Raw genomic sequence first — 16418 nt, 5'->3', positions numbered from 1 at the left:
CATCCGTTATTTTCCCTACTTCAGAAGTTCTTTGATATCCTCCTCTGGGGTTGTGATCGGAGCAATCTGATAATTCTCCACCAGGAAGTTCAAAATATCCGGGGATACAAAAGCCGGCAGGGACGGGCCAAGGCGGATATTTTTAATTCCCAGATGAAGGAGCGTCAGCAGGATGCACACCGCTTTCTGTTCATACCAGGACAGAACAAAAGAAAGAGGAAGCTCATTAACAGAACAGCCGAAGGCATCTGCCAAAGCTACTGCCACCTGTATTGCCCCGTAGGCGTCGTTACACTGTCCCATGTCAATGAGTCTTGGAATACCGTCTATCTCGCCCAGATCTAAGTCATTAAACCGGAACTTTCCGCAGGCCAGAGTAAGCACTACACTGTCTTTCGGTGTCTGTTTTACAAATTCTGTGTAATAATTTCTGCCTGGTTTCGCTCCGTCACAGCCGGCTACCAGGAAGAAATGCCGAATTTTCCCTGCTTTCACTGCTTCTACGATTTTTCCGGCGTTGGAGAGAACTGCAGAATGTCCGAAACCGGTAGTCACTTCCCTTCCCCCGTTAATGCCTGTGAATTCTTTGTCCTCTTCAAATCCTCCAAGCTCCAGTGCTTTTTCAATAACAGGCGTAAAGTCTTTTTCTTTCCCTATGTGAACTGCGCCTGGGAAGCCTACCACCTCTGTGGTGAATACACGGTCTTTATAACTGTCTTTTGGGGGCATAAGACAATTGGTGGTAAATAAAACAGCTCCCGGCAGATTGTCAAACTCTTTTCTCTGATTCTGCCATGCAGTACCATAATTTCCTTTTAAGTGAGGATATTTCTTCAGTTCCGGATAACCATGGGCCGGCAGCATTTCTCCATGAGTATAGATGTTGATCCCTTTTCCCTCTGTCTGTTCCAGAAGCAGTTTCAGATCTTTCAGGTCATGTCCGGTCACAACGATAAAGGGGCCTTTTTCCACTTTCAGCGGAACTGTCACCGGAGCCGGAACTCCATAAGTTTCTGTATTAGCCTTGTCCAGAAGCGCCATACATTTCAGGTTGATCTCTCCTACTTTCAGCACAACAGGAAGGAGCTTTTCTACAGTATCTTCATAGCCTATCCGGAATAAGGCTTCACAGAAAAACTCATTTACTTCGTTGTCTCTGTATCCCAAAACAAGGGCATGATAAGCATAAGCCGCCATTCCCCGGATACCGAAAAGGATCAAGGATTTCAGAGAACGGATGTTTTCCTCTTCTGTCCAGAGCTCTTTCATATCATATTCCTCATTCTGTCCGCAGGGAGAGCCGCAGCTGCTGCACTGAGGAATCAGTCTTTCCTTCTCTTTCCGCACTGCTTCTGTCATTTTACAAATAGCCTGGTCGTCAAAATTCACATTTGTCACAGTAGCAAATAAGCCTTCGATGATCAGCTGATAAGTATTTTCATCTGGCTGCGCATCTCCTCTGACTGACCGGGCCAGGCCGATAAGAGCTCCTGTCAGTTCATCCTGAAGAGCTGCTGTCTCTGACTTCTTGCCGCAGGCTCCTGCATTTCCTGTACAGGCAGCGCAGCCTGCCGTCTGTTCACACTGAAAGCAAAACATTTTGTTATCCATCTCTTTATTCTCCTTTTCTGCTGTTATCTTTTTTGTTATTTTCTATCACTCATCCACAATGTTTCCATCTATGGATATGACCGCTACATTCCAGGGGATAAATTTTCCGCTGTCTTTTAAGGCTGTTTTTACCGCCTGTTCCAATCCCCTGCAGCAGGGAACCTCCATCCGGACAATCTGAACGCTCTTGATATCATTGTTCTTAATGATCTCTGTCAGCTTCCGGGCATAATCTGCATGATCCAGTTTCGGACAGCCGATAAGAGCTACATGTCCCTTGATAAAATCTTCATGGAAGGCCCCATAGGCATAAGCCGTACAGTCTGCTGCGATAAGTAATTTCGCTCCCTGAAAATAAGGGGCATTTACTGGCGCAAGCTGGATCTGAACCGGCCACTGTCTGAGCCTGGAAACTGATGGAGCAGAAACAGGTCCCTTATCTCCCGGTCCTTCCTTATGAAGGATATCCCTGGACTGGCTGCCTGGACAGCCTCCTGAAAGTTTATTTTTCATAACTGCTTTCTCGTCGTAAGGAGCCGCTTCTCTTTCTTCAAAGGAAATGGCTCCCACAGGACAGGCAGGCAGACAGTCTCCCAGTCCGTCACAGTAGTCCTCCCGCATAAGTTTCGCCTTGCCCTCTACCATGGCAATGGCCCCTTCGTGGCAGGCTTCGGCGCAAAGGCCGCAGCCATTGCATTTTTCCTGGTCTATACAGATAATTCTTCTTTTCATATATACCACCACCTATATACTGTCTTGTGTACTGATACACAGATGAATTTGTATTCTTGACTTTACAGTGCCATTATAGTATTTTAATTTCAACATGTATGTTTGATTTCAAACAAGGAGGAGATTTTTTGAAAAAATATTTATTTGTACTGAAAAATTGTCCTTTTTTCGCAGGAATGACGGAAGAAGAAATTCTTTCCATTTTGAAGTGTGTAGATGCAAAAGTATACTGCAAAGAAAATCAGGAATATGTATTGCGGGCAGGGGACAGCACTTCGGCCATGGGCCTTGTGCTGAAAGGTTCTGTTCTCGTGATCCAGGAAGATCTGTGGGGACATAGAAATATCATGGCTAAAATCGAAGAGGGAGATTTTTTCGCAGAGCCCTATGCCGCCACTCCAGGCTCTGTTCTCAATGTGAATGTAGTGGCCTGCGGGCACTGTGAACTTATGATGCTGAATATTAACCGGCTATTGTCCGTCTGCCCTACTGTCTGCCAGCACCACAACAAACTGATCCGGAACCTGGTAGCTGTGCTGGCAGGCAAAGTATTACTGTTCAATGAAAAGATCACTCATATGAGCAAAAGGACAACGAGGGAAAAACTTCTGTCTTATCTTTCCTCTGAATCCATCCGCCAGGGAAAACTGTCCTTTGATATTCCTTATGACAGACAGCAGCTGGCCGATTATCTCTGTGTAGAAAGAGCTGCTATGTCCGCAGAATTGTCAAAGCTCCAGAAAGAAGGGCTGCTGAACACAAAGAGAAACCATTTTGAACTTTACGGCCCTGTCAGCAATGAGACGGATTCCTCCTTCCTGTAAAGCTCTGTCCCTTTTACTGCCAATGCAGAAAATGTGATTCTTTTTGTCTAAGCACAAAAATTTTAACTTTTCCCCGTGCCTCTCAGCGATGTGTCCCAAAGGGCATTTTTTCTTGTTTTGAATTCCTTAGAGTTCGTTAATAGTTTCTGTCACTGAAATCGTCTGTATCCGTTTAGCCGGAGAATATGCGGCCAGCACCGCTGCAGCAATGACAAACAACACAATAATTGCCAGCGCTCCGATTGGCAGATTCCAAACCGCATAGGGGAAGTGGTTTATGATAAGGAAATCATACAAGATTTTGCTGAGCGGCAGGCCGATCATACAGCCAATAACACAGCCCCAAAAGGCATAGGTAAAAGCTTCTGCCAGAATCATTTTTGAAATCTGATGCCCGTCCAGCCCCACCGCCCGCATAGCACCATACTGTTTGATCCGGGCCGATACGCTCATAGCGATACTGTTGACAATGTTCAGTACTGTAACCAGTGTGATAATGCCCAAAAAAGCATAAACGCAGGCAACAAAGGCAAAATAAGTGCCGGATGTGCGTTGATCCCGCTTATCATTCATGGTATAACCGTTTTCCTCTACGATCTGACAAATTGCGGCAACATCCTCGTCCGTGGCATTGGAGGTTGTTTGGACCATAATGAGCGAATAGTCTGTAATTCCGGTCAATCGGGTAAATGTCTCTCCTGATGTAATCAGTGTAATCTTTCCTTTCGTCAGGCCATCCCCGCTGAATGGATCATATTTTAACAGACCGGCAATCGTAATCTCCTCGTTTCCAACAAGGATGGTATCGCCTATGTCCCAAGGACTTTTCCGGTCCCATGTCGCAAGAGCATATCCGCTGTCACCATAAACTTTGGACAAATCGCTGCCCCAGCGAAGCGTTCCGTCTTTTTGGAGAGCTTTCAGGTCAAAATCATCAAAGGAGACAAGATCTACGGTGCTGGAAAGAGTCGTATCACCCTCCAGCCCGGCAGCCACATTAAAGCTGCTCCTGCGTCCATAGACCTGTTTGACACCTTCCATATTAGTAAGCATCTGTGCCATATCGCTGTCGATAGTATTGGTACCGTCACTACTTGAAATGTCAATATCAGAAGCAGCCGCCGATTGAGGCATCAGATGATCCACAAAATCAATCAGAACAGAAAAACTTAAAAATAGGACGATGCTCAGAGCAAAGGAGCCTGTCATCAAAAATAAGTTTTTCTTTGCAGCTACTGCATGGTGAATCCCCAATGCCGTTTCAATTTTGAAAAAACCTGTGTGAACAGAATGACGGCTCATTTTATCCGGCTCAGGATTTCCCGAAACAGCTACAACAGGTGATACCTTAGCTGCTCGCTTAGCCGGGATTCCTGCGGCCAGAAGGACTGTGATCACGCCGACCAAAATACCACTGATAATTCCAATGATGCTGATGCCAAACAACGGAATATTCGAGAACTCTTCCCCGACAAGGAATCTTAGGGCGGCACATAATGCCCACGATGCCAAAATACCTAGAACAAGGCCAATAGGAACGGCAATCTTGCACCAGTTCAATGCTTCCAGCCGTACAAAACGGATAATCTGCTGTTTACTCATACCGATGCAGCGCATCATACCAAAAAACTGGGTACGCTGAGCAACACTGCTATTCATACTGCTGGAAATCATCAGCACTCCGGCAATAAGAACCAACAGAAACATTACTCCCGCTGTCATCAGCAGTGTCTGCCCCATGCTGGAATCTAGCAAGCTGCTAAGGAGAGAAAAATTTCCATGTTTTTCTGAGAGACGGGACTGCTCCATTCTGGCCCCCATTTCCGCCATACTAAAGATAGCTGTAACCATGAATACAGCGAAAATAACGCAAAGCAATGTCATGCGGTTTTGACGCCGGTGAACCTTGGCAGAGATTGGGATCAGACTTAAATAGCTTCTCATTCTCGACACCTCCCAAAATCATTCACGACACCATCTGATACTTGCAGAATATGATCTGCTGTCTGAGCAATGCTCTGACTATGAGTAATCATTACAATGGTCTGCTCATACAGCCGAGACGCTTCTTTCAACAAAGCGATGACTTCGCTGGTATTCTGTGTATCAAGATTTCCCGTCGGTTCGTCGGCAAGAATCAGCGCAGGACGAGTAATTAGCGCCCGCCCTATCGCCACACGCTGCTGCTGTCCCCCGGAAAGCTGACTGGGCAAATGGTCACGCCGATCCTTTAGCCCCAGTACTCTCAGCAGCTCTTCCAAATACTTTTTATCTGGTTTCTGATAGTCAAGTAAGACCGGGAAAATGATATTCTGCTCAACCGTCAGTTCCGGGATCAGGTTAAAACTCTGGAAAATAAAACCGATATTCCTGCGGCGGAAAATCGTCAGATTACGCTCTTTCATTGAGAAAATGTCTTTTCCGTCAATAAACACTTTACCAGAAGCAGGAGTATCCAGGGCCCCTATCATATTCAGTAAGGTCGTTTTCCCAGATCCGGACTCTCCAACAATTGCAACAAATTCACCTTTAGGAACAGAGAATGTGGCATTTTTCAGTGCATGAACTGCAGCCTCTCCTGTTCCATAGGTTTTAGAAACATTTTTGACTTCTAACAAATTCATTTAATCTCATACACCTCTTTCTGATTTGATATAGAAAGAGTAGCACGTCAACCCTACAATCAAATGACTTCCAGCCTACAATTTTGTAGGAATTAAGAAATTCATAGTGAAAGTCGTGCCAACTCCTAATTCACTATCAACTTCGATAGTTCCATTATGGGCTTCTATAATTGCCTTTGCCAGCGGAAGACCTAATCCAATCCCCTGCTTGTCTTTTGAAAAACGGCTGCGGTAAAACCGCTTGAAAATATATGGCAGATCTTCTGGATGGATGCCACAGCCATTGTCTCGCACGACTATTTGTACGATAGAAGCAAATTTTCTCCATTCGATACGGATTACTGCCCCTTCCTTTGTATGATCAAACGCATTTTTTACAATATTACTGATCGCTTCCAGCATCCAGTTCTGATCACAGGACAAGGTAATTGCTTCGTCACCTGAAAAAGAAAGTGTCTTTTTCTCCTGCTCAGCCCGATAAGCAAAATGACGTTCTATATATGCTATCATTTCAGTAACATTTTCAACATTTTTCTCAATTACGATTGTTCCGGCATCCAGTTTTGCAATTTTCAACAGGTTCTGTACAAGAGTTTCAATCCGGTCAAGTTCCTGTTCGGAAAGCTCCATAAACTCGTGAATTGTGGGTATATCCTTCGCCTCTTCCTGCAGGATTCCATTATAGATATTCAGTGCGGCGAGAGGCGTTTTCAACTGATGAGAAATATTCGATATCGTATCTTTCATAAATTTTTTTGAACGGCCTTCATTCTCCGCTTGGGCATTCAAAATAGAAACCAGGGAGTTCACTTCATGAAACAAACGATACAGTTCTCCCTCGTCGTCACACGCAATCCTTGCGTTCCGATCTCCGGAAATGTAATCTTTAATCTGCAAAACCGCATCTTCCATAATCTTGTTTTGGTCACGAAAATATAAATACATGGATACGAAAACAGCAATTCCCATAGCCAGAGAAGAGAGCAGTACACAGTATGCTGCGTAATGAACTCTGAGGCTGACACTGATAACAGAAACTGCTGTAAATAAGATAAAAAATATCAATACACAGGAAAAAAGCCTTTTAATTTTTTGATTTACCAGTATTCTCATGGCCCGTACCTCATTCTATGACATTCCACTTATAACCCATGCCGCGGACTGTAACTATGTTATGGGGATTAGCAGGATCATCTTCAATTTTCTTACGCAGTCTGCGAATATATACGGTCAATGTATTGGTGTCAATGTATTTTTCATCACAGTCCCAGAGTCTGCTCAATATCTGTTCCGGCGAGAGGATCAGATTCGGATTTTCCATAAACAGACAAAGCAGCTTATACTCACTTGCCGTCAGATCGATTTGTTTTCCATTCTTGTACACCTCACCTTTCAGCCGTTGTATCGTAATCCCATTAGAGCTTAGCTCTGTCTCCATCTGATTAAAATTTTCGCTTCTGCGTAAAAGTGCATTTACTCTTGAAAGAAATACTGCAAGTTTAAAGGGTTTTGTAATATAATCGTCTCCTCCTATGTCAAGCCCCATGATAATATCTGTTTCTTCATCTGCCGCAGTAAGAAACATAATCGGCACTTTTGAAACTTTGCGTATTTTTTTGCAGATATCATACCCTGAACCATCTGGAAGTGTCACATCCAAAATAACCAGGTCATACTTCCAGTTCATCCATAATTTTTCTGCTTCCAGGCCCGTCCGGGCAACATCTATCTCATATCCCTGCTTTTTAATAGCAAAGGATAATCCGTTAATCAAACTCAAATCATCTTCTACAAAAAAAATGCGTTTCATTTTTTTACCATTCTCGTTCATTTTTAACCTCCACTGCAGTAACTATCCAGACATATCTTGTGAGTCACTTTAAAATGCTTCATGTTCTTCCAGCCTTATATTATAATTCCTTCTTGAGAATTGAACAAGAATGCATCCAATATCAGAGACTTTCAATACAACCTTTCATCATATTCGTTAATATGCTTAATTTCATATTTCTCCTTTACCCATAAAAAAGCCGTCCATTTCCGGGGCAATATGTGTTATAATTGAATCAACGATAGATTTTCATTTGTAGAGGAAAATGATTGAATGAAAGTATCAGATTATACGGTAAGCTCCACGGGTAAGAAAACCAAAAGTGTAGGAATCCCCGGAACTGGTTTATATTATACCGAAACTTCTTCCGGAAATAAAGATTCTGATCCGCCGCCTCTTCCTCCGGAAGGCAACCCTGGATTAAATACTTCGCCAGATAATCCAAATAATAAAAAGAAACGTGGATGCTTATTTTATTTTCTTGCTCTTTTAGCTATCTGTTTTGCTATCGCTCTATATTCTTTTGCCTGGATTCCAGCAATTGGATTTTTGATATATTTTATTATTAAAAAAGACTTATATGGTACTAAAAGACGAAATATAGCAATTTCAACAGCAGTGTTTGTAACTTCTTTGATTGTTTTTGCGTTGCTCGGATCATCATCAACTTCTCCCGAGAGTATATATGCTGATTGGGGAAAAGATACCTTTGATGTATCGGAAACAGCAGAAGTAAAAATAACGACTTCTCCTTCAGATGCTGAGATAACTTCGCTTGAACTCTCTTCCAATGATATTGCAGAGCTTAACTATACAGATGGTAAAGCTATTATCACATTCAAGGAACCTGGAGAAGCTGCATTATTCTTTACTGCTAACCATGATATAGACAGCAACACGGTAAAAATCTCCGTAACTGACAAAGTGGCCGAAGAGGCAAAAGCCAAAGCTGAAGAGGAAGCAAGGCTTAAAGCTGAACAGGAAGCTCAGGCCAAGGCGGAAGAAGAGGCAAGAATTAAAGCCGAGCAGGAAGCTCAGGCTAAAGCAGAAGAAGAAGCAAGGATAAAAGCCGAGCAGGAAGCGCAAGCAGCCGAAGAAGCCAGAATCAAAGCGGAACAAGAAGCGCAAGCCGCAGAACAGGCAAGAATTGCTCAGGAACAAGCTGCTGCTCAGGCTGCCGCACAACAACCACAAGAGGCTTCCGTGTGGCTCTCTGCAACTGGCAGTAAATATCATAGACTGCCATTGAAATCTGCCATGTAAAGAAAATCATTTGTATTCAGTTGAAAGGTTGTGTATACTGTAATTATCAAAAGCTCCCGTACCTCTCAACGATGTGTCTCAGGGAGCACTTGTTTTATTCAAGAAAGGACGTGACGCTATGCCATTGCCAAAAGAAAAGCTTTATACTATCGAAGATATCTATGCGCTTCCAGATGGTGAACGTGGAGAGTTGATTGACGGAAAATTATATATGATGGCGCCGCCCAGCAGGATCCATCAAAAAATCCTCCAAGAATTAAGCCGGGTTATCGGAAACCATATCTCCGGCAAGGGTGGTTCCTGTGAAGTCTATCCTGCCCCATTTGCTGTGTTTTTGAATGAAGATGATAAAAACTATGTAGAGCCGGATATCAGTGTAATATGTGACAAAAATAAGCTTACAGACAAAGGGTGCAGCGGTGCTCCAGATTGGATCATTGAGATTGTGTCACCAAGTAGCCAGCGCATGGATTATCTCACCAAACTTTTGAAATATCGCACTGCTGGTGTAAAGGAATACTGGATCGTAAATCCGATGAAAGAAACAGTACAGGTTTATTCTTTTGAAGGTACAGAAGATTCTACTCAGTATTCTTTCTCTGATCTTATTGGCTCTAAGATCTTTAAAGATCTGATAATTTGTATTACAGATATGCTGAAATAAAAAACCGCCCCGGTGCGGCAACACCAGAGCGGCCAAGTGAATATCCGAAGATATACGCGACTCAGAAAATTCTATTTTAAGCAAAAGGTTTTAGTGTATATATAATGCTTTTTGTCTAAACACAAAGATTTTAATTTTTTGTGAATTTTTCTCTATTTCTATTGATTTTTTACCACTAAGGGCATTCTTTAATTACATCACATTTATGATGTAATTAAAGAATGTTTCGCAATCGTGTATTTGCATAACCATCCATGAAAGTGTACCCGTAGCAGTAATCCTCCCACCATAAGGGATGTGATGAGCCTAGGGGTATTTTTATAAAGGAGAATATTTTATGATAAGAACTGCAATATTGGTTAATGGAGCCTTTTATAGAAAACGCGCGTATAATTTTTATGTTATCCGTTTCCCAAAAAGGTGTGGATATGCGTATCGGAATTGATATTGCATCTCTTGCTTTTAAAAAACAAGTTGATCAGATAATTCTAATATCAGGCGATAGTGATTTCGTCCCCGCAGCTAAGCAAGCTCGAAGGGAGGGTATTGACTTTATTTTAGACCCAATGCGTTCTCCAATCAAAGAAGATTTGTTTGAGCATATAGATGGAATGAGAACAAAAGCTCCCTGGCTGTTATTTTTATACCCTAAAATGCCGGTCATTGCGCCGGCGCAACATACAAAAGAAGATGATTTTATGGCAGAAGGTGTAAGAAAAAGAGGTAAAACATGGTCTTACTATTTTGATACCGCAAAGATTAATGGAGAGCGGAAGAAAATAGAGAAAGGAGGATTCCGGACGCAAAAGGAAGCCCTTGAGGCCAGGGCGGCGGCAATAGCAGAATACAAAAATGTAGGAAGAGTATTTTCTCCAAAACAAATCAGTGTAGCTGATTATCTTGATTATTGGCTAGAGAACGCAGTCAAGAAAAATATCGATCATGGATACAGCTACAATACATATAATCGTTATGAGTATGAAATCAGACTACATATAAAGCCCCGTTTCGGTAAATATGAACTGAATAATTTTCAATATGCCACAGATAAAGTTCAAGAATGGACAGATGATCTGAAAATTAAAGGGTACTCCAAAGGTATGATCAAAAGTGTACTGTCATGCTTTCGAACATCTATGAATTACGCGATACATCCGCTCGGATATATTAAGTCAAACCCCTGTAATTCAGTTAAGATTGGAAAAGTACCTGTTGATGTTACAGCGAAGGAACACGCAGAATATGTCTGCCCCAAAGAAGAATTTCAAAAAATCCTGGAACGTTTTTCAAATAATCGTGGTTTTTATTTATCGCTGCTTGTTCCTTATAACATCGGAATCCGCATAGGTGAGACCTTTGCTATTGATCTGAATGAAGATATAGATTTTCAGAAGCATGAACTATACATCAAAGGGCAAATGATCAAAGTTTCAAAAACGTGGTTTTTAAAACCTCCTAAATATGAATCCTACCGTCACATCAAAATAGGCAATCTTCTGGAGCAGGAGCTGAAAAACGAGATACGGCAACGCAAAATAAATAAGCTGAAATATGGTCCATATTATGTTAAGACCTACCTGCTCCCAGATAACTCTTTTGCTCAGTTCCGGTCAGATATGAATGTTCCTTATAAAGAGATCATGCCGCTTTGTGTAAAAGAGAATGGTGAACTGCTTACTCCGGATTCTTTTAAATATTGTGCAAGAGTCGTTCATTATGAACTCGGCAACAAATTATTCCACTCCCATTGTCTTCGGCACCCGTATGTCAAGCCCACGACAAAAAAATTTCTATCTTTTTTCAAATTTGAAATGGCGATTTCTCTTAGGGCTTTCCTGTGCTTCGCGCTTTTGCTCGGCATTAAGGAAGGCCCTCAACTTGTGCCTTTCATCCGGTAAAACACATGCAAACACTTGGTTGCCGATTCTACAGTAAAACGCCGCTTTCATTGCCTGTTCCCCTGTTTGCTGAAATGTTAAAGACATCCTGCATTTTATAGACTATCTCGATCCGGTTTCCAGGAAACACATACACCTTGTCAATTAAGGCATCAATCAGTGATTGTGTCAGACTGTCGGCCCCGGAAACTTCCCTTATGATTTCCCGCCGCTTGACTTTGGCCTCATAGTCTGCCTGGGCCTGTTTGGTCTGTGCCGCTGCCATTGTGCAGACATTCTTCACTCGGACCAGCTCTGCGTCATATCTGGCTTTCTGCTCTTTGTAAGTGCCCAGGTCGATCTCACCAAGGGCAAACTGCTCATAAAGCTGCCGTTTGGCATCCTGCAAAACCTGAACTTTCTTCTCATATTCTGCTTGCTGAATAACCTGCAAATCAAGGTTGTCTTTGCCGTCTCCATCAACCCCCAGCACGGTATCTACCTGTGCCCGGATGATCTGAAATACAGCCGTTTCCAATTCCTCCGCCTTGACCGACATACCATGACAAGCAAAATCCGTGTTTACCTGGGAGTGCCGACAATAGAACTTCGGATATTGTGTAGTCCGTGACAGTGCATGGTCGCAGCAGCCGCAGAACACTTTCCCGCGTAGAGGGTAATCATGCTGCTTTTTGTTTGGGATAGAAAAGCGGCGTATGCCGGCTTTTGCCTGCTCGAATAACTCTTTGCTGACAATCGCCGGATGGTGATCCGGTATCTTGTACCATTCGCTTTCATCTTTCAGCCTTATGCGGTGCCCGCCGATCTCGGTAACAGCCCGCTTGCCTATGACATAGGTGCCGATATAGCGTTCATCCTCCAACATACGCAGGACGGTTGAACTGCTCCATGTTCCATGCGTCCGCGATACATCATAGAAGCTCTGTCCCTTGCTCTTGCGGTATTCTCCAGGTGTGGGGATATTCCGCCGGAACAACTTCCTGGTAATCTCCGCCGCTGTGGTTCCCTCGGCAGCCCACCGAAAGATCAGGCGGACAATTTCAGCCACATTCTCGTCAATCTCCATACGTCCATCCGCGCTTTTCCGGTACCCATAGGGGCAAATCTTGCTCTGGTACTCGCCGCGCTGCATTTTTGCGTATTTGGCGGTTTTCGTCTTGACCGACATATCCCGGCTGTAGCACTCACTGATAAGATACTTAAAGGCCACATCAATGCCCCCGGTATCTCCCTTGAAATTGATGGTGTCAAAATCATCACTGACAGAGATAAACCGCGTATGGTACAGGGGAAATACCCGCTCAATGAAATATCCGGTCTCAATGCTGTTACGGCCAAAGCGGGAAAGGTCTTTCACCATGATACAGTCGATCTTTCCGGCCTGAACCATTTCCAAAAGCTCCTGAACGGCAGGACGCTCAAAATTTGCGCCGCTGTGCCCGTTGTCTACAAACTCCAAAACCTCGGCCCGGTCCCATTCCGCCAGCGACATGGCGTGTTCCCGCAGGATCGCCCGCTGGTTGGGAATACTCATGCTTTCGGTTTTTGTGTCCTCCAAAGAAAGACGGATATAAAATGCGATTACAAATTTCTGCATTGTTCCACCGCCTTTCCATATTCCTCAAATTCACTCTTGAAGCGGAAGCTCACACGGATTTCCTTGTCATGGGTAATCTCGATCCTCTCAATCAGCCTGTCAATCAGGGCAGCGGTCAGGGTATGATCTTTTTCCAGGACTTTTGCATCCTGTTCCAGCTCCTTATATTTGGCAAGCTGAGCGTCCATGACGGCAAGCCCGTTTTCCAAAGTGCTGATCTCGTCAGAGAGTTTGGCAATGGCTGCTTCATAATCCTTTTTCATGGTGAAGTATTCTTCACTGGTAAGCACTTTCTGCACGAAGTTCTCATAAAGACCACGGACAAAACGGCGGTTCCTATCAATTTCCTGCTTCTTTGCGGAAATGCCCGCTTTCAGATCATCACGCTCTTTCTTCCGTTTTACCTCTGCCTCTAAGACAAAGGAATAATTACCTAAAGCAACCGTCAATTCCTGCTGCAATATGGCAACAACAGCATCGAGCAGATCCTTTTCGGTGACGGAAACACCCAGGCACCCGTTCTTGTCTACACGGCTTTTGGTGAGACAATGGAACAGGTAAACATCCGACCCTTTCTTCCGCTTATTGCGCTGCCGATGGAGGCTGCCGCCACAGTGGGCGCAGAACACTTTCCCCTTAAAGATGTTCGGGGTATAAGGGTCAACCTCATGTGCCTTGCTTTCTTCGCACACCTGCCTGCGGTATGCCTTTACTGCCTCAAAAACTTCATGGCTGATAATGGCCTCATGGGTATTGGTGGCGATAATCAGGTTATCCTCGTCTGCCTGTACCTGCTGGTGGTCCACAATTTTTGTCTTGCCCTGCACCAGATCACCGGTATAAACTTCACTGTCCAGTATCTTTGCAACCGTGCGGGTCTGCCATTTGCCGGAGCCGACCAGGTTTTCATGGGTGATCTCGCCCGTGGCACGTTTCCGGTGGCTGGGCGTCTGTATGCCCTGTTCGTTCAGCCTGCGGGCAATATCATTCAGCCCTACATGCTCATAAGCCCACTGGAAAATCTGAAATACAACCTCGGCGGCCTCCGGGTCAATGAGCAGTTTATGGCAGTTCTCCGGGTCTTTCCGGTAGCCATAAGGGGCCCGTGCGCCAATGTATTCACCGTCTTTCATGGCCTGCCTTGCCTGGGCTTTGATCTTGCGCCCAATGTCCAGCGCATAGGCTTCATTTATCATGTTTTTCAGGGGCAGCATAATACCGCCGTGAAGGTTGCTGGCATCCGCTGTGTCAAACTGGTCTGTTAGGGCGATAAAGCGTATCTGATGCGCCCGGAAATACTGCTCGATATAGTAGCCGGTATCAATGGAATTGCGTCCCAGCCGGGACAAATCCTTTACGATCACACAGTCGATCAGCCCGGCCTCAATATCAGAAAGCATCTGCTGGAAACCCGGACGGTGGAAATTGGTGCCTGTAGCGCCGTTGTCCACATAGGTGTTGTAAACAACAAATTCCGGCCTTCCTGCCAGAAAGTTTTCCAGCACCAGCTTTTGGTTCTCAATGGAATGTCCGCGCTTTTTGTTATCCTCCACGGACAGCCGGATATAAAGGGCGGTGCGGATATAGAGGGAAGTATCGCACACCGGCGTTGCCGTCTGATTCTTTCTGCTCTTTCTTGCCATTTATCCCACCATCCTTTCCTTGAACTGCACAACGGTCTCCGCCGCCTGCTTTGCGAGCTTTAATGCCTTCTGGTATTCATCCTGATAGTTGAATTCAATATGTAGGTCATTCTTTCCCAAAACTGTAATGCTACGTATAAGCTGTGCCACCACCCGGCGGTCCAAATCCTCCAGAGTGGAGAACTTCATAAAATGGGCCATCCAGCGGTTGCGCTCGCTCCGGTTTTCCAGCACATCGGTCAGCTTTTCGTTCAGCTCGGCAATGGCCTGTTTCAGCAGGTCAATATCCGCATTGTACTTGCGCTTATAAGAAAGAAATTCCTCTTTCGTCAAAATGCCGCTGACAAGGTTCTCATAGAGCTTTGTCTTGAAGCCCTCAATCTTTGCCATGCGTTTTTCATTGGCGGCGATCTGCCCAGCATATTCCTGGGCCAGCTCCCGGTTGATCCGTTCCTGGCTGATACCTGAGAGAAGGGCATCCAGGGAGGCCACATTGTCAATATGGCCTTTCAGACTGTCCCGGACACACTCAATCAAATCTTCCTCTTTGAGCATGACGGAACCATTGCAGCCGCCTTTCTTTCCTGTCGGGCAGTAGTAATAGTGATACTCCCTGCCTTTGTAGTGGTTGGTTTTCCGGGTCATCCGGCAGCCGCAGCACCCACAGATCAGAATACCGGAAAACAGGTACACCTTATTTTCCTTTGGGGAAGTCCGGGTATCGATCCGCTTGATCCTCTGTACCAGGTCGAAGTCGTGCCGCTCCACAATCGCTTCATGGGTGTCCTCCACCCGAATCCATTCATCTTCCGGCTTGTTTTCCCGCTCCTTTAATTTGAAGTGGGGTGTGGTCTGCCGGCCCTGCACCAGCGTACCCGTGTAGGTTTCGTCCTGCAAAATACGGATAATGGTCGTTGCCGACCAGCGACAGTCCTTTTTATCTGTATATCCTCCCTTTGCATGGGGCATCCCCTGGCTCCTTTTATATGCCAGCGGGGAGAGAATACCCAGCCGGTTCAGCTCATTTGCAATATGTGCCGCACTGAACCCCTCCAGGCGTTTCCTGAAAATGTCCTGTACCACATTGGCGGCATACTCGTCAACCTCCAGGCGCTTGTGCTTGTCACCGGTCTTGATGTAGCCATAGACAGCGAAAGCCCCGACAAAATCGCCGCTGCGCCGCTTCACATCCAGGGCGCTCCGGGTCTTAATGGAAATATCCCGGCTGTACGCCTCATTCATTATGTTTTTTACGGAAACGGTCAGATCGTCGCCCGTGTCATTCAGGGTGTCCACATTATCGTTGATCGCAATAAAGCGTACCCCATAGGCAGGAAATACCCGGCGCATATAGCGCCCTGTTTCAATGTACTCACGTCCCAGCCGGGACAGGTCCTTGACAATGACACAGTTGGCTTTGCCTTCCTTGATAAGTTCCATCATTTCCTGAAATGCTGGCCGGTCAAAAAGGACTCCGCTGTAACCGTCGTCAATCTTTTCGTCCACAACCTCAATCTCCGGGTGCTGGACGATATAGTTATCAATCAGTTTTCTTTGGTTCGCAACACTGTCGCTTTCCGTTGATTTGTCATCCGTATAAGAGAGACGGATATACTTGATCGCTCTGTAAACCTGCATACAAAAACACTCCTTTCGTCGCGGAAAAATCCCGCAATTCAAGGAGTGCAGTTCGTACATTCGTTATTCAATTCCTTTTCCCAAGAATATTAT

General features: G+C 44.8%; 13 protein-coding genes. 4 read left to right on the top strand and 9 right to left on the bottom strand.

Features of this window, described 5'->3' with window-relative positions:
• Positions 1-15: 15 nt before the first annotated feature.
• Positions 16-1611, bottom strand: coding sequence for a hydroxylamine reductase (gene hcp, locus B5G33_RS09445; protein ID WP_087417475.1), 1596 nt, complete (start codon positions 1609-1611; stop codon positions 16-18).
• Between the two features lie 45 nt (positions 1612-1656).
• Complete coding sequence (locus B5G33_RS09440) at positions 1657-2343, bottom strand: ATP-binding protein (protein WP_087268587.1); 687 nt, start codon at positions 2341-2343, stop codon at positions 1657-1659.
• Positions 2344-2471: 128 nt separating this feature from the next.
• Between B5G33_RS09440 and B5G33_RS09435 the strand changes: the two genes are divergently transcribed.
• A complete protein-coding gene (locus tag B5G33_RS09435) occupies positions 2472-3167 on the top strand; it encodes a Crp/Fnr family transcriptional regulator (RefSeq protein WP_191386042.1) in 696 nt (231 codons plus the stop codon).
• A 126-nt stretch (positions 3168-3293) separates the two neighbouring features.
• Here the strand turns inward: B5G33_RS09435 and B5G33_RS09430 are convergent, their stop codons facing one another.
• The 4 genes from B5G33_RS09430 to B5G33_RS09415 all read right to left on the bottom strand — a co-directional run bounded on the left by B5G33_RS09430 (position 3294) and on the right by B5G33_RS09415 (position 7601).
• Complete coding sequence (locus tag B5G33_RS09430) at positions 3294-5111, bottom strand: ABC transporter permease (RefSeq protein ID WP_087417474.1); 1818 nt, start codon at positions 5109-5111, stop codon at positions 3294-3296.
• Positions 5108-5791, bottom strand: coding sequence for an ABC transporter ATP-binding protein (locus tag B5G33_RS09425; RefSeq protein ID WP_087417473.1), 684 nt, complete (start codon positions 5789-5791; stop codon positions 5108-5110). Before B5G33_RS09425 ends, B5G33_RS09430 begins: the two co-directional genes overlap by 4 nt.
• Before the next feature lie 75 nt (positions 5792-5866).
• Positions 5867-6904, bottom strand: a complete 1038-nt coding sequence (locus tag B5G33_RS09420; RefSeq protein WP_087417472.1) for a sensor histidine kinase — start codon at positions 6902-6904, stop codon at positions 5867-5869.
• Positions 6905-6914: 10 nt separating this feature from the next.
• Complete coding sequence (locus B5G33_RS09415) at positions 6915-7601, bottom strand: response regulator transcription factor (RefSeq protein ID WP_087269119.1); 687 nt, start codon at positions 7599-7601, stop codon at positions 6915-6917.
• A 294-nt stretch (positions 7602-7895) separates the two neighbouring features.
• Between B5G33_RS09415 and B5G33_RS21650 the strand changes: the two genes are divergently transcribed.
• From B5G33_RS21650 to B5G33_RS09400, 3 genes are all read left to right on the top strand, one after another.
• Positions 7896-8885 (top strand): hypothetical protein, encoded by a 990-nt coding sequence (locus tag B5G33_RS21650; protein WP_204247364.1) that lies wholly within the window; start codon positions 7896-7898, stop codon positions 8883-8885.
• A gap of 118 nt (positions 8886-9003) precedes the next feature.
• Positions 9004-9549, top strand: coding sequence for a Uma2 family endonuclease (locus B5G33_RS09405; protein WP_087268599.1), 546 nt, complete (start codon positions 9004-9006; stop codon positions 9547-9549).
• 362 nt (positions 9550-9911) lie between these two features.
• Positions 9912-11447, top strand: a complete 1536-nt coding sequence (locus tag B5G33_RS09400; RefSeq protein ID WP_087417471.1) for an NYN domain-containing protein — start codon at positions 9912-9914, stop codon at positions 11445-11447.
• A gap of 28 nt (positions 11448-11475) precedes the next feature.
• On the opposite strand, the gene B5G33_RS09395 is transcribed toward B5G33_RS09400, so the two are convergent.
• From B5G33_RS09395 to B5G33_RS09385, 3 genes are read right to left on the bottom strand one after another with little or no spacing between them, the layout of a single operon-like run.
• Entirely contained in the window at positions 11476-13044 is a 1569-nt protein-coding gene (locus B5G33_RS09395) for a recombinase family protein (protein ID WP_087417470.1), read from the bottom strand.
• Positions 13029-14687 carry a recombinase family protein gene (locus B5G33_RS09390; protein WP_087417469.1) on the bottom strand — a complete coding sequence of 553 codons (1659 nt, stop codon included), beginning with the start codon at positions 14685-14687 and terminating at the stop codon, positions 13029-13031. Before B5G33_RS09390 ends, B5G33_RS09395 begins: the two co-directional genes overlap by 16 nt.
• A complete protein-coding gene (locus B5G33_RS09385) occupies positions 14688-16325 on the bottom strand; it encodes a recombinase family protein (protein ID WP_087417468.1) in 1638 nt (545 codons plus the stop codon).
• Positions 16326-16418 lie beyond the last annotated feature (93 nt).

Source organism: Blautia sp. An81, assembly GCF_002161285.1.
In the GTDB taxonomy this organism is placed as follows: Bacteria; Bacillota; Clostridia; order Lachnospirales; family Lachnospiraceae; genus Blautia; species Blautia ornithocaccae.
The sequence above is the reverse complement of the archived record's forward strand: the minus strand, read 5'-3'. Positions and strand labels throughout refer to the sequence as shown.

Coding starts and splice junctions, on each gene's coding strand:
- B5G33_RS09440 (WP_087268587.1), bottom strand. CDS start 2,343: ATGAAAAGAAGAATTATCTGTATAGACCAGGAAAAATGCAATGGCTGC.
- B5G33_RS09420 (WP_087417472.1), bottom strand. CDS start 6,904: ATGAGAATACTGGTAAATCAAAAAATTAAAAGGCTTTTTTCCTGTGTA.
- B5G33_RS09415 (WP_087269119.1), bottom strand. CDS start 7,601: ATGAAACGCATTTTTTTTGTAGAAGATGATTTGAGTTTGATTAACGGA.
- B5G33_RS09395 (WP_087417470.1), bottom strand. CDS start 13,044: ATGCAGAAATTTGTAATCGCATTTTATATCCGTCTTTCTTTGGAGGAC.
- B5G33_RS09430 (WP_087417474.1), bottom strand. CDS start 5,111: ATGAGAAGCTATTTAAGTCTGATCCCAATCTCTGCCAAGGTTCACCGG.
- B5G33_RS21650 (WP_204247364.1), top strand. CDS start 7,896: ATGAAAGTATCAGATTATACGGTAAGCTCCACGGGTAAGAAAACCAAA.
- B5G33_RS09405 (WP_087268599.1), top strand. CDS start 9,004: ATGCCATTGCCAAAAGAAAAGCTTTATACTATCGAAGATATCTATGCG.
- B5G33_RS09390 (WP_087417469.1), bottom strand. CDS start 14,687: ATGGCAAGAAAGAGCAGAAAGAATCAGACGGCAACGCCGGTGTGCGAT.
- B5G33_RS09400 (WP_087417471.1), top strand. CDS start 9,912: ATGGAGCCTTTTATAGAAAACGCGCGTATAATTTTTATGTTATCCGTT.
- B5G33_RS09385 (WP_087417468.1), bottom strand. CDS start 16,325: ATGCAGGTTTACAGAGCGATCAAGTATATCCGTCTCTCTTATACGGAT.
- hcp (WP_087417475.1), bottom strand. CDS start 1,611: ATGGATAACAAAATGTTTTGCTTTCAGTGTGAACAGACGGCAGGCTGC.
- B5G33_RS09425 (WP_087417473.1), bottom strand. CDS start 5,791: ATGAATTTGTTAGAAGTCAAAAATGTTTCTAAAACCTATGGAACAGGA.